Below are 13,659 nucleotides of genomic sequence, written 5' to 3' on the forward strand. Positions count from 1 at the left end.
TTCCTAGTCCGTGGAGCACCCGCCGGCGGCGGCCCCGACCGACCGCGATCACCCCGCACGCCGGACACCCCATCGGTTGCGGTGACGTCGACACCGTCACCACGAGCACGCCGTCCACGCGCTGGACCTGCTCGACATGCACCCCCTCGAGGCCCACCAGCAGATCGCAGCGCGAACACGCCCGCGAACAAGGACAATCGGCAGGGCGCGCACCGGCGCGCCTCGAACTATGGTGAGACACGTCGAGGTCCTCGGACTAGGAACAGCGGTTGGCGCTACTGATCCTCGGGGACCTCGACCCCTCAATGCCACCCCTCAACCGGCACGCCCCAGACCCCCACCCCCACCGGATGTCCGAAGAGCCGCTTTACCGGGTCTCGGGTCCAAGCCCTGCTGCACCAGGCCCTCGACCCCGTTGCGCCCATGCAACCAACGCCTGCCCGTGTTTTTGTGGATTCCAAGAATCCTGCATGCTGCAGAGTTGGAGTGGCCTTCTTTCATGAGCTGAACGTACAAGGGCTTCTTCTCGACCAAGCCCTCTGGACCCATTTTCCGCGATCGGCGCGTCGAACTGCGCATGACCCAACACCTCTTTCAGATTGGTGTTGCGACGTCCGTGAGAAGCCGCCGCTCATTGAACACGATGTGCGATTTTGGGCTGGTCCTCGATCACTGCCCCTGTGGCTACCAGAAGCCGATGTCGCCTTTGCGCAGCGGGACAACACCTCTTTCCATGCTGCGGGCGGCGAATTGAAGGATCTCCGTCAAACCGTGCAACGGATCTTGGACGACGAGCGGAACCTCGGTCTTGACCGTGAACGTAGATCCGGTCTGAGCCGATCAGAAGAACTTGAATTGTTGAACCGACTTCCCCGGTAACCGTTCCCTCATTTGGTCTAGCGTTCGTCTATGGGCCGGCGGTGTTCCGTCGCCGTGAGTGTCCCAAGGCGAGGGCCAGCTGGTGTCTGAGGTGTTCTATTTCTTTGGAGAGCTCGCGGTTCCGTTCCAAAGATGCCTTGAGCCGGATACGCAGAGACTCGGTGCTGGCGCTGCTTCGGTTTGCTCTGCGTTGTTGTGGGCGGTCTCCGCGCAGCCCGACGATGTCTGCGCGTAGATCGGTCTGGGTGTAGAGCCAGGACCTCGATACCCCGGCGGCCGCGGCTACCGCTTCGAAGGTGACGGCACAGCCCTGGTTCTGTAGCTCACGCAGTGCGGCCACAGCTTTGGAGCGAGTAAGTTCGTGCCGACGCTCCGCGGCCTGCCGAATGTGGTGGCTGTTATCTGCCCGCACGGTCGTCCTCCTTCTGGTTGCGGTTCGGGGCTGCAGACGCTTCGTTGTCGAGTGTCTCAATGATCCGGTCCAGGTTGTCGAGCACACGGGTGTTCATTTCAGCGAGCCGCTGCTGGCCACGGGCTTCAGCGGCGGAGATGATCTGTACGACTTGGACCCGATGTTCGCGGTGTTGCGGGAGGAAATCGGCCGTGGTGATGAACATCGGACAGGTCAAGCAGGCATTGGCATGCGGGCAGGTTTTCTGCACGGGCAGACCGCAGTACCCGTTGGGGAGCGCTTGGGTTGCCCTGCCGAGCCGCTGTTTCGCCCAGGCAGCTTCGGCCAGTGGTCCGTCTGGATCAAGTTCAACGACACTGCCGGATGCGTTGACTTTCCGTGCGGCTTCCCAATGCCTACGGATAGTGGTGTCGCTGAGTCTGGCGTAGTGGGCTGTCATCTGGTGGGAGTCGTGGTCCAGGATCCGGCGTACGACCTCCTGCGGGACATCGAGGTTGATCAGCCTGGTTCCCAGAGTGTGGCGAAACCGGTGCGGGCTCACCATGGCTGGAGCGCCATTCTCGTCGGTGACGTTACAGCTCCGGACCCATCGCCGGAGAGCGGCGCTGTAGGAGCTTCCGCTGATGTGCCCGGCACCGTAAACGTCCACGCGGTCATGGGCGAAGAGCAGTCGTTTTCCGGTGTTGCCGGTGCTGTTGACGTAGCTGATTTGCTCTGCGATGGCCCGTTCGAGTTCCTCGTCGATAGGAACGACGCCCTCGCGTTTCATCTTGTGGTTTAGATACCGCAGGTATGCGGCACCGTCTTTGTCCCGGGTGATGCAGTCCTGGGTCAAGGCGACAGTGTCGCTGATCCGTAGCCCGCACCGGATCAGAATCAGTGTGATCAGCCGGTGATGAGGACTGGGCATCTTGGCGAGATTTTCCGGGTTTTCCAGCTGCGCCATGACGTGTTCGCTCAGTGCCCGGGGCTGCCGGGCGGTCTCTTTGGGATAGTCCTCGGTGTAGATCTGGGCGGTACTGGGCAGATTTGTCACCCAGCCGTGGCGGCGCATCGTGAGCAGGAAGGTGTTGAACTGGCCGATGCGGGTACGGTGCGATGTTGCTCCGGCGCTGTGGGTGTGCAGGTATGCCAGGAACCCTTCGATTACCTCCCGATCTATATCGGCGGTGCCATGGACCGGCATCTTCGTTGAGTCCAAAAACGCGTTGAAGCTTTCCACGGCTTTGGTCCCCAGTACCGCGGATTCAACGGTCAGCCCGGTCGTCAGACGCCAGCGGGCCCATCGTTTGGCTAACTGTTTCAACCAGTGCCGGGTGATGTTCTCGAAATGGACCGTGACCTGGCTGCGGGCAGCGATACCGAGTGCCCTCGCGTGCCAGACATCTTTCGGGAACTCGGCCTCCCACGGCGTCACATTCCGTCCGACTTTCCCGGTGGGCGCCGCCGTCCAGTCGTCTCGTGCAGGCACCGAATTCAGAGTGGTCATATGGTCACCGTTCTGGAGTTAAACCATCCCGCATCAGCCAACGCTCGGCGGGCATCATCGCTGGAGACATGGGCGTAGGTCTTGATCGTCGTGGTCAGGCTCGCATGGCCCAACAGTTTGGAGACCACCTCAACCGGCACGTTTTCCCGCAGCAGCCGGGTGGCATAAGTGTGCCGGAGCCAGTGCGGGTCGAACGCGATGCCCGTCGACCGCCGGAGCCGCTGCACCAAGTCATGGACGGCGGCATATGTCATAGCCTTCCCATAGGGGCGTCCCCACAGGTTGACGAAGACGTAGTCAGAATCGAGGTCACCGTATTCGACATCCAGGTAATCGGCGTACAGCCGGATCAATTCGGCAGTGACCGGGATCGTGCGGGAATGTGGCGATTTCGCACGTGCGCCGTTGGTGTTGTCGCGCCGGCAGACGGTGATTTCCCGTTCGGCGACGGCGATGTCCTCATGCCGGAGACCCAACGCTTCACCGATCCGGATACCGGAGTCATGGAGCAGCGCGAAGAGCAGCCGATCCCTGAGGCGCCCGCACGAATCCAAAATGCTCTGGACCTCAACGGGGGTCAGCAGACGCGGAATCTTCGTCGTGGACGGTAGCTTCACCATCTTCCGCTGTTTGGCGGTTCCCTTGCTGATGTGGTGCAGGAAGGGCTTCCATCCTCTTTGGCGGGCGGACGGGTCCCAGCAGGTGATCAGCTCTCCCAAGTCAAGGCCATGGCGGGCGGCATGCTGATAGAAAATCGACACCGTGGAAAGCTTGCGGTTCACCGTTGCCTCGCCGCAATGATGCCCGATCGTCGGAAGCACCGAAAGAACCTCTCCCCGCACGTCCGGCGGACGCCGCAGCCACCGTATGAATGCCCCCACGTCCTCCAGCTTCACTGACTGCCAGTCGAGTCCGTAACCGTTCAGGAAAACAAACCAGTCCTTCAAATCGTGAGCATGTGCCTTGATCGTGTTCGGTGACCGCTCGGTCTCGGCCAGATAGCGTAGGTAACGCTCCGCTGGTCCCACTACACCTGTCTCGCCTATCAGCGTGAACGACACCGCGTTGCTAGCCGGATCCAGCACCTTCGATACCCGCATCGCGCTCCTGTCGCCTGCCTCATGGACGGACAAGACGCTAACCCATCCACGACGAAGCGCCCACAATCCTAAACCTTCGTGAGCTACATGACAGACGGCATGGGGAGGACTAGAGATATCGGTCCTTTTTGCCAACTCCTCTTCTCGGAGTCTCCGAGGGCAGCCAAATGGAGCATCAAGCCAGACTGCTGCGCATGAGGTGCAAATATCATTGAGCAATGAAGGCCCCCTTTGACGTGCGCACCGCTGAGCCCGTGGACGTGCCGAGTATGGCGAAAGTTCACGTCGACACCTGGCGCGAGACCTACCGGGGATTAATGAGCGATGCTGTGTTGGACGACCCAGCGCTGCTGAGCTGGCGCGAGAAGTTCTGGACTGCGGCACTGACGGACCCTAACTACAACAGGAACGTCGCCGCCATCGCTTCCTATGAAGACAACATGATCGGCATTGCGATGTCTGGTCCGTCCCTAGACGAGGCCAACGGGCCACAGCAGTTGTACCTCCTCTACGCATACGCCGAGTTCCATGGCTCGGGAGTGGGCCAGGCACTCCTCAACGCAGTCATCGACCCCACCGCACCCGCTACGCTTTGGGTCGCCGATCCCAACCCGCGCGCGCAAGCCTTCTACCGAAAGAATGGATATGTTATCGACGGGGCGGTAAGAACCGACGACGACGTGCGATCGGTTCGCATGGTTCGAGCCTCAAAATTCGACTACGAAGTAGGAAACGCCAGTGAACCTGTCGCGACGTCACTACCCCTCTGCTGAGCGGATGGACGCAGCCCGCAAGCTGGCACAACGGGTTCTGGAGCAACAGAAACTATAGGAGCAGCTCCCCCGGGCTGTCGGCGCTGACCTGCCCGATACTGAGCAGGCTTGGGCCGAGTGCCCGTGGTGGGTAATCTGGCGATGGTGATTGAAGATGAACAGGAACTGGTTGGCGGGAACACCTCGGATAGCGTCGTTCGCATCGGCGGCACCGTTCGTAAGCCGTGGCATCCCACATCGGGTGCTGTTCAAAACTTCATGCAGGCTCTTCGCTCTCACGGCGTGGACACACCGGAGCCTCTAGGTCGAGACGCCGAGAACCGGCACGTCGTGGAGTATTTAGCTGGAGTAACTGCACTGGACTCGCTTCCGCTCAGCCTGGACGACCTCCGCCGGGTCGGCCGACTGGTCCGACAGATTCACGATGCGAGCGAACACATTCCCCTACCTGAAGTGGACGACTGGAACCTGCCGCTACCCACCGCGGAACCCGATCTGATGTGTCACAACGACTTGGCTCCATGGAACCTCATCATCGGGGAACGGTGGGTATTCATTGACTGGGATGGTGCAGGGCCTAGTACCCGCCTCTGGGATTTGGCTTATGCCGCCCAAGCCTTTGGATCGTTATTCGAGGGACAACCAATAGACGATGCCGCTGCGAACCTCCGCGCCTTCATCGACGGATACGACGCCAGTTCCGAACTGCGCCAGGCACTCCCAGATGCGATGAGTAAGCGAACCACAGCAATGTATGAGCTATTGAAGCGTTCGCATGAAACTGGATTCCAACCATGGGCCAACATGTATGCCGACGGGCATGGTGAGCATTGGCGGGCCGCCGCCGATTACGTCGATCGGCATCACGGCGTTTGGAAACAAGCACTCGAAAGGTAGAAACCACCGGATGGGGGCCGTTCGTGCAGTAGCTTCCCTCATCCGGATGACACCTGGGTCTACCTTTATTAGATGTGTTCTGAAGTAAGCGACGGATATGCCCGCCGTGCTATGGAGTACGCCGAGCACCTCGGGTCGATGGCTGCGGTCCACCCCTCCGACCGGCAGCTGGTAGACACTTGGGCGGCCAGTATCGTCGGGCAGGTGATCGATGCTGGATGTGGGCCCGGACATTGGACACACCACCTGGTTCAGCAAGGCCTCAGCGCCTCAGGTGTCGATTTGGTCCCCGACTTCATTGACCGCGCCCGCACCAGCTACCCGGGCGTCCCATTCGACGTTGGAAACCTCGACGCGATTGACGTTGCCGATGGAACGGTGGGCGGGGTTCTTTCCTGGTACTCGCTGATCCACCATGAACCCGACACCATACAAGTGCCCTTGGGCGAGTTCGCGCGCGTCATCTGTCCTGGCGGTGGACTTCTGATTGGCTTCTTCGAAGGGCCGAAAATCGAAAGCTTCGACCATGCTGTGGTGACCGCTTATCACTGGCCGACCGATGCGTTAAGCCATGAGTTACGGGTTGCGGGGTTCGATATCGTCGAGGCGCATACTCGGACCGGGTTGCACCACCGCCCGCACGGTGCCGTAGTTGCCCGTCGCGCCGACACCCCATGAATCGAGCTTCGCGCTGCGACCTCGCGCCTGAGTGACGTGTGAAGGTGCAACGCATCGATAAACTGGGATGTGCGCGCGGTCGGTACTGTAACCCGCCTCGATTTCAGATAACGATGTTTGGAGGGACTCGAGGTTGGAAGGGACCGTCGGTGCGTGGGGTGATGAGAGTATGCGCTTCACTAACGTCAGTGAGCCGATGTACCTGCTCGGTGTGGCCCTAGCGGATGAGGCAACCGCAGAACACGCTCGGGAGGCCATGCATTCCATCCACAAGGCCGGCCGGAAACTTCACTGGCGGGACCTGGAACCGAAAGCAAAAGCACAATCAGTCGAAACGGTCGCCGCTCTCGGGCTTGACCACTTGATTGTTGTGGCAGCTCCAATGGATCCCCGCCGGCAGGAACGGGCGCGGGCGAAGTGCCTGGAGCGACTGTGTTGGGAGGTTCAGGACCTCGGAGGTTCCCGCGTGGTGCTCGAAGCCCGCACTGATTCGTTGAATAAGCGCGGTCATCGATCAGGACATCGTCGTATCCCGGATCAAGCTTTAGAAACGCGAAAGCCAGGTCCCGTGATATCGCGGGGGTCCTGGCTTCACTTCTTCCACCCCGCAGGATGGAAGCTCATGCAATAGCTTATGCATTTCTTGCGACGCATGCAATCAACTCAATGCATGCGACCATGCGATGGCCCGTTAGCGGTGGGCCAGCCACTTCGTCATCTCGCGCTTTTCAGCGTGGCTCAATCGCGTCGATAGGATGGTCGTGTGCGCAGCATACCGCCCTATAAACAGCGGATGAGTGGCCGGAGATGAGCATTACGTTGCTGATGGCGGCTTTTGGCCTTCAATGTCGGCGGCACCTGCTGCACTTGTGTCGAGTCTCGCCAGCAGGCGGATACTCGAACCGTGGGACCTGTGTGCCCTGATTTACGACAGAGGGATACATAGTGGACGACCCAACAGAACTCGAAACGCTGCCGGTTGAGCAACTCATCGAGATGATCCGTGAGCGAACCGGAGCGGGAGTGAATCTCTCGTTTCCTGGGAAGGTCCTCGCGCGCCAGATCGGACGCCGCGTGCGTCCGCGCAACCAGCGCACGGTGAAGTCTTTAAGCGTCGGTGACGAACACGGCCGCTCGCGCAATCTGATCCTTGAAGGCGACAACCTCCAAGCTCTGGCTTCTCTCTACCGTGAGCGAGGCCAGATAGACATGATCTTGACGGACCCGCCCTACAACACAGGCGGCGACTTCCGATACAACGACAAGTGGGACAAGGACCCGAACGATCCCGATATGGGTGAGTTCGTGGGTAGTGATGACCCCGCCAAACACACAAAGTGGATGAAGTTCATGTATCCGCGACTGCAAATGATGCGGGCGATGCTCAAACCGTCCGGGGTGCTGGCCATCTGCATCGACAACAGAGAACTGTTCCACCTCGGCCAGATGCTCGACGAGCTGTTCGGCGAGGAGAACCGTCTTGCCATCATCAACTGGCAGAAGACGGCCGCTCCGCGCTCCGACAAGGGTGGGGTTACGACGACGACGGAGTATGTGCTCGTTTATGCCCGAAACCTCGCTCGGACGAAAACTGCTTCCTTGGAGCGCACCGATGCGGACAACCGGCGCTACGGCAATCCAGATAACGACTCGCAGGGGCTTTGGCGCGAGGGCAACTTGACCGCCCGCACCTGGGCGGAAACGGGTGACTATGCGATCCAGTCGCCCTTCACGGGTGAAATGCACTATCCCGCCGGCGAAGGAGCCTGGCGGCATCCCAAACGGAACATCAAGTCGTGGGTGGAGCAATGGGGTTCCGCGTACCAGGAGAAGTCGATCGGAGATGGCAAGGTCAGGGCTCTCGTCCTGAAAGATGGTTTCAGTCAGGAAAGCGCAGAGCTCGCCACCAAACGGCTTGCGGAGCCGGAATGGCCCTTCATCTGGTTCGGGCGCGATGGTCAGGGACGTCCACGAACGAAGACCTACCTGGAACAGATTAAAAAGGGGAAGGTGCCTGTCACCTACTGGGCGGATGAGGAGCTCGATGTTCCCGAAGAGCTCGGTTCGACCTCATGGGACTTCGAGGAATCGGGACGCAGCAGCGACGGGTCGAGTGAACTCACGGCCATCGTCGGTAAGGGGCATGGTTTCACCACGGTGAAGCCGTTGAAGCTGATGATGAAACTGATCCAGCTATGGGTGCCTGATCACGGCACGGTCCTGGATCCCTTCGCGGGTTCCGGCACGACGGGTCATGCTGTCCTCGGCCTCAACGTATTGTCCGGGTCTGATCGGCGTTTCATACTCGTCGAACAAGGACGCCCAGAGCGAGGTGACTCCTACGCACGTGCCCTAACCGCCGATCGGCTCAAGCGGGTTGTCAACGGGGACTGGGCCAATGAACAGGGTCAGGCTATGGGCGGCGGATTCACGTTCAAGGTTCTGGAAAAGAGGGTCGACGCTAAAACTCTTTTGCTAATGGAACGTGACGAGATGATCGACACGGTTATCTCCTCGCATTCGAGCACAGGCAGTCGGCGGGTAGCGGTACTTATCCCGTTGAATCGAGGGAATGAGCCTTACACATACTTAGTGGCGAAGAACGCAAGCAATGAAGGCATCTACCTCGTGTGGTCCGGGGCAAACTCAAACACCGATCTGACCGAAGAAGTCTATGAGGCCATCACAGAGGAAGCGGATGCAGCCGGCTTAGCGGACATTTATCACGTCTACAGCCGCCGCAACCTGCTCGTCACAGATGACGTTGTCTGGTACCAAATCCCCGACAGAATCCTGTCCGATTTTGGCTTGGATGTTCGCACTGAGTCCTTTACCGAGGAGGGGTAATCATGGCGCTTGAGCTCTTCCAGTTTCAGCAGGTTGCTGCATCGCAGATCGCTGACCGCTATGTCGAATATGTATCGGAACCCATCGTCTTCGGACGCGGGTCCAAGCGCCGGGATGTTCCGTTCTACCAGTCCCTGTCATCCATAACAGGGTCGGGTAAGACAGCCATTCTGGCTCAAGCTGTCAGTGAAATCGCTGCCCTGTCGGACCTCCCGCCTGTCATCCTTTGGCTATCGAAGGGAAAGGTTGTCGTTCAACAGAGCTATGCGAACCTCGCCGACGGCGGGAAGTACAACCACCTTCTAGCTGACATCACGGTCCGCCTCCTGAGCGAGTACGACCCCGAAGACGCGGCCGATTCGAAGGAAGCCCTGTTGTACTTCGCAACGGTGGGCACGTTCAACCAAAAGGACCGCGAGAAGAGCAACCTGAAGATCTTCGCGGCCGACACTGACAACATAGAGAGCACTCGGTGGGAAGCGCTGAAGATCCGCGAAACCGCCGAAGGCCACCGTCGCCCTCTGGTCGTGGTCTACGACGAAGCGCAGAATCTCAGTGACCAACAGACAACACTGCTTTTCGAGCAGCAGCCGGCGGCATTCCTACTGGCCAGCGCGACGCTGCGTTTCCCAGCTCAGTTCGACACCGAGGTAATCCAGCCTTTGAGGACATCAGCTGGATACCACGACGGGGACCTCATAACCTCGGTCAAGTCCTCCACCGTCGTGGGGTCAGGACTCGTGAAAGGACTTATCTCCCTCGATGGCCTGAACGCCCCCATGGAGGAGACCGTGTCGGAGATGCTCGCGGATCTGCGCGACGCGGAAAGAAGCGCGCAAGCGGAGAAGCTCAACTTCACGCCGAAAGCCATCTACGTCTGCAACACAAATATCTTGGCAGACGACGCAAGCCAGACAGATAACCCTGAACAGGAGTTCGACCAACGGCAGGCACCACCAATCACGATATGGCGCTACCTCACGGAGCAGTGCGCTGTGCCCTCCACCGAGATAGCGGTGTACGCCGACCTGAAGACCCATAAGGACTTCCCCCTGCCTCTCGACTTCACACTCTTCAACGGCGGCGAGAGTGATTATGAGAACTTCGTAACCGGCGATTTCCGACACATCATCTTCAATAAAACCCTCCAGGAGGGCTGGGACGACCCCAGCGTGTACTTCGCATACATCGACAAGACGATGGAATCCACGGTCGACATCACGCAAGTGGTTGGGCGCGTCCTGCGGCAGCCCGGTGCGACACACTACGAGGCAGACCGCTTGAACACCGCTCACTTCTATGTCCGTGTGGACCGCAATGATTCCTTCGCCCAGGTCGTTGAAGACGTGCGTAAAGGACTCGGCGGCGACGCCCCCGAAGTCCGCATCCTCACTTCTCCGCCAGGAACGGAGCAGACGGAAAACTTGGTACCGAAACAGCAGCTGGCAATTCCGCGCACTTTCATCAACAACGCTCCAACGGTCGATCCAGTGGAGAAGGTCATCACCAAGGTTCATGACTATTCACTAGACGCGGTGAACACCTACGGGGTCGGCAGGCGACGAACAGTACAGCAGGCAATCGGCTCCTCAGAGTCCGTCGATTCCGAATGGGTCGACTTCGAACAATCGAACCGCGTGAGCGCACGCTGGGTGTTCCGACGCGAGGTTGCTCGCAGATACAAGCCGGCACTGATGGTGATGAACACCGACACGGAGAAGTTCGATGCCAAGGTCGGCGTCGGCAGCACTGCATACGGAAGCCTGGCCGATAGCGCCGCTGATGCGGTCGATGCCTATTTGCGATATGCCGTCATCAAACAGCACAAGCCCAAGCCATATGTCGTCGGCAGCACTTTGGTCCGCCGCGGAAGCATGGAACCATTCAAGAACGCCTTGCATGAGGGGTACGACGGACTGAACGACCTTGAACGTCGCTTCGCACGCGCCATCGACGAAACGGGGCTGCCGTGGGCGCGCAACAGGTCGCAAACTGGGTACAAGATCCCACTGGTCACACAGGGGCAGACGGTTTGGTTCTTCCCCGACTTCCTCATCTGGGTCGACGGTGAAGTGATCTGCGTTGACACCAAGGGAAGCCACATCGTCGAAGGCGATGCCCGACGCAAGCTACTTTCTATCCAGCCACATAAAGACGTTCCGACCCACGTCGTGGTGAAGTTCGTGACTGAGGGAACGTGGAAGTCCGATGGGACCGCCGACAGCAAGGACGGCTTCTCAGTTTGGGAGCTCGGCTCCGGCCAAGACCTGAGGCCGCTTCCGCACGAAGACCTAGAATCGGTTGCGAAGTCCTTCGTTAGAGTGCCCGAGGACGAGGACTAGGCCGACCGCATCACCGCTCCACTCCTCCCGCTGCTGTCTCACAACCTTCCAGCGTTACTCGGTTGTTCGGGAAGCGAAGAGGTTCTCGTAGAGCACGCCGGTCGCTGCCGCTTGGATGAACTTGTCGATGATGTCCACAGCCCAGTCCTGGGCTGTCCAAGTGCCGGGCTTGTAGAGGCCGAGGGCGGTGTTGAGCAGGACATCACCGGTGTAGACGGTGGCGAATACGGCAGCGATGGCCTTCGGTCCTCGCAGGCCCTTTCGTACGACGGTTGCGTGGGCGGTTCCCCACATCGTGCCGAGAGCGAAGTGGGTTGCCCAGTTCAACTGACGCCGACCCTGTTCGGTTGCTGGGTGTATCCGCAGCACTTTCTCGGCAAGATCAGCAGGCGCGAAGCTGGTAGCGCGTCCCGTCAAGGGCATCTCCACGAACTTCTGGAAGGCTGTCATCACTCCTGTGGCGGCGACCCCGGCTGCCGCACCTCTAGTTAGGGATCCAAACAACGAAGGTTTTTTCTTAGTAAGCATGCTGGGGATTATTCTCCAACCCTACAGTGGCGGCAATAGCAGGAGGCCCTTTGCGCCGTGCTCGTGCAGGATCAGCCTTCGGCGTTTACTTCTGCAAGGATCTCGCCGGTATGAGCCAGATGAACGGCCACGTCCCGCAATTTGGTATTTGTTAGGGAGCTGGCCTTGGTCAGGATCACGAATGCTTGCTGATCGTTGATCTTGAAGCGCTCCATCAAAATGCCCTTCGCCTGGCCGATCAGATCCCGGGTATCCATGGCCTGCTTGTACTGATCCAGCTTCTGATAATCGGCGAACACTACAGCGGCGTGCGCTGCCACCAGCAGGCCCACATGTTCTGACTCCTCCGTGAACGCCCCTACCTGCCGCCCGTACAGGTTCAACGCTCCCAAATTGTCACCCTCGACGTACAACTGAAACGAGAGCATGCTGTGGGCGCCGAGCTGGTAAGCCGCCCGGCTGAACTTCGGCCAGCGCGTTTCTTTGCTCATGTCGGCGACCAGCACGGTGCGTTCGTTGAAGACGGCGTCCAGGCAAGGACCTTGCCCGACCTTCATCTGAAGCGCGTCAACCTGGGCGGGCAGGTCGCCGGTGGGGGCATGGGAGTCAACATTCTTACGCCCCAAGACAACACTGATTGACGCCTCGTCAGTGCCAGGAATGATCTCCACAGCTGCTTGGACCAGATCCGAGAGGATCGCTTCCTCGGTTTCGGCGGACTGCAACTCGCGGGCGAGCTCACTCAACCGGACAGCGAGGTCATCCTGCCCGGAAGCACGGGTTCCCTCGTTCTGATCAGTTCCCACACCAACCCACGCTCTTTCGATGACTTGTAAAAGCTCAGTTTATGACCGGCTTGCCGTTTCATCCGCAAACCCGTTCCTCATGAGTAAAGGGAATCCGTAGCGGTGCTCTTCTCTCAGCGTGCGCAATAATGTGAGCACTCATCTCAGAGAGGAATGCGATGACAACTGGCACCGTGAAATGGTTCAACGCCGAAAAGGGCTTCGGCTTCATCAGCCCCGACGATGGGTCCCAGGACGTGTTCGCCCATTTCTCCGCCATCCAGTCCAGCGGGTACCGCTCACCGGAAGAAAACCAGAAAGTCGAATTCGACGTCGTCCAGGGGCCCAAGGTCTTGCAGGCGGAAAACATTCGCCCGCTCTAACCCACGCTGAGGACAAGCGCCCCAACAGCCGATTATTTGAGTGTTTCGCGCATCTGCTGCAAGCGGCCATCGAGTGATACAACATTCTGAACGGCGGCGCTGAGCAGCCGTTGCCCAAGGTCATCGACATGGTCCTCGTAGCGTTCCCGGATCGCCAGCACCGTGGTGATCATTTCTGCCCTGACCCGTTCAAGGCCAGCGATAGCAAGTGCACTGTTCGGCGGCACCGCGGCCTTCTCTCGTGGGTAGTGGGTTTTCAACCCAGCTGCGTGCTCGTCGTCGAGATCCTCCAAGTGCAACGGCTCAACTGACAGAACTTCGCCCTCAGCACTCAGCGGAAGCGCGCACGGAGGTAGTCCTCCTGCTCGGGCGTGAGAGCACCCCAGCGGTCGCCCTCGAACGGCAGCTTGCCGTACTTGTTTGCGCAGCGCCTGCCGGATCGTCTTGGGACTCCTACCAAGCTCGCGTGCTAGCTCGACCGGCGTGAGTCCGCATGCCCCTGCCGCGCGGGCTGGGGCGAACTCGCGGGGCGTGGGCGCAGAGGCC

13 protein-coding genes and 1 pseudogene are annotated in these 13,659 nt (G+C 59.6%); 6 read left to right on the forward strand and 8 right to left on the reverse strand.

Features of this window, described 5'->3' with window-relative positions; genetic code table 11:
* The 5 genes and pseudogenes from P4U43_RS15905 to P4U43_RS15920 all read right to left on the reverse strand — a co-directional run.
* Nucleotides 1-241: pseudogene (locus P4U43_RS15905) on the reverse strand (hypothetical protein); the annotation flags it as partial.
* Nucleotides 242-315: 74 nt separating this feature from the next.
* Nucleotides 316-579 (reverse strand): helix-turn-helix domain-containing protein, encoded by a 264-nt coding sequence (locus tag P4U43_RS18120; RefSeq protein WP_404800761.1) that lies wholly within the window; start codon nucleotides 577-579, stop codon nucleotides 316-318.
* A 328-nt stretch (nucleotides 580-907) separates the two neighbouring features.
* Complete coding sequence (locus P4U43_RS15910) at nucleotides 908-1,291, reverse strand: DUF6262 family protein (RefSeq protein WP_277359620.1); 384 nt, start codon at nucleotides 1,289-1,291, stop codon at nucleotides 908-910.
* Nucleotides 1,278-2,780: a tyrosine-type recombinase/integrase gene (locus P4U43_RS15915; RefSeq protein ID WP_277359621.1), complete on the reverse strand. Its 1,503-nt coding sequence runs from the start codon at nucleotides 2,778-2,780 to the stop codon at nucleotides 1,278-1,280. The genes P4U43_RS15910 and P4U43_RS15915 overlap by 14 nt, the downstream gene beginning before the upstream one ends.
* A complete protein-coding gene (locus tag P4U43_RS15920) occupies nucleotides 2,777-3,880 on the reverse strand; it encodes a tyrosine-type recombinase/integrase (RefSeq protein WP_277359622.1) in 1,104 nt (367 codons plus the stop codon). The genes P4U43_RS15915 and P4U43_RS15920 overlap by 4 nt, the downstream gene beginning before the upstream one ends.
* 218 nt (nucleotides 3,881-4,098) lie before the next feature.
* Between P4U43_RS15920 and P4U43_RS15925 the strand changes: the two genes are divergently transcribed.
* From P4U43_RS15925 to P4U43_RS15945, 5 genes are all read left to right on the forward strand, one after another.
* Nucleotides 4,099-4,653: a GNAT family N-acetyltransferase gene (locus P4U43_RS15925; RefSeq protein ID WP_277359623.1), complete on the forward strand. Its 555-nt coding sequence runs from the start codon at nucleotides 4,099-4,101 to the stop codon at nucleotides 4,651-4,653.
* A gap of 117 nt (nucleotides 4,654-4,770) precedes the next feature.
* Nucleotides 4,771-5,550 carry a phosphotransferase gene (locus P4U43_RS15930; RefSeq protein WP_318533043.1) on the forward strand — a complete coding sequence of 260 codons (780 nt, stop codon included), beginning with the start codon at nucleotides 4,771-4,773 and terminating at the stop codon, nucleotides 5,548-5,550.
* 72 nt (nucleotides 5,551-5,622) lie between these two features.
* A complete protein-coding gene (locus tag P4U43_RS15935; RefSeq protein ID WP_277359625.1) occupies nucleotides 5,623-6,228 on the forward strand; it encodes a class I SAM-dependent methyltransferase in 606 nt (201 codons plus the stop codon).
* Between the two features lie 945 nt (nucleotides 6,229-7,173).
* On the forward strand, nucleotides 7,174-9,075 hold the full coding sequence (locus P4U43_RS15940) for a site-specific DNA-methyltransferase (protein WP_277359626.1): 1,902 nt from the start codon (nucleotides 7,174-7,176) through the stop codon (nucleotides 9,073-9,075).
* 2 nt (nucleotides 9,076-9,077) lie between these two features.
* A complete protein-coding gene (locus P4U43_RS15945; protein WP_277359627.1) occupies nucleotides 9,078-11,417 on the forward strand; it encodes a DEAD/DEAH box helicase in 2,340 nt (779 codons plus the stop codon).
* Nucleotides 11,418-11,471: 54 nt separating this feature from the next.
* Here P4U43_RS15945 and P4U43_RS15950 read toward each other — a convergent pair whose 3' ends face one another.
* Both P4U43_RS15950 and P4U43_RS15955 read right to left on the reverse strand, forming a co-directional pair.
* Nucleotides 11,472-11,867, reverse strand: a complete 396-nt coding sequence (locus tag P4U43_RS15950; protein ID WP_277359628.1) for a hypothetical protein — start codon at nucleotides 11,865-11,867, stop codon at nucleotides 11,472-11,474.
* A gap of 149 nt (nucleotides 11,868-12,016) precedes the next feature.
* On the reverse strand, nucleotides 12,017-12,691 hold the full coding sequence (locus P4U43_RS15955) for a GAF and ANTAR domain-containing protein (protein ID WP_277359629.1): 675 nt from the start codon (nucleotides 12,689-12,691) through the stop codon (nucleotides 12,017-12,019).
* A gap of 218 nt (nucleotides 12,692-12,909) precedes the next feature.
* On the opposite strand from P4U43_RS15955, the gene P4U43_RS15960 reads away from it, so the two are divergent.
* The gene (locus P4U43_RS15960; protein ID WP_277359630.1) at nucleotides 12,910-13,113 is read left to right on the forward strand and encodes a cold-shock protein; all 204 of its coding nucleotides are present in this window, start codon (nucleotides 12,910-12,912) and stop codon (nucleotides 13,111-13,113) included.
* A 32-nt stretch (nucleotides 13,114-13,145) separates the two neighbouring features.
* Here P4U43_RS15960 and P4U43_RS15965 read toward each other — a convergent pair whose 3' ends face one another.
* Nucleotides 13,146-13,406, reverse strand: a complete 261-nt coding sequence (locus P4U43_RS15965) for a hypothetical protein (protein WP_277359631.1) — start codon at nucleotides 13,404-13,406, stop codon at nucleotides 13,146-13,148.
* Between the last annotated feature and the right edge of the window lie 253 nt (nucleotides 13,407-13,659).

Origin of the sequence: Arthrobacter vasquezii, assembly GCF_029455255.1 — a bacterium.
In the GTDB taxonomy this organism is placed as follows: Bacteria; Actinomycetota; Actinomycetes; order Actinomycetales; family Micrococcaceae; genus Arthrobacter_D; species Arthrobacter_D parietis.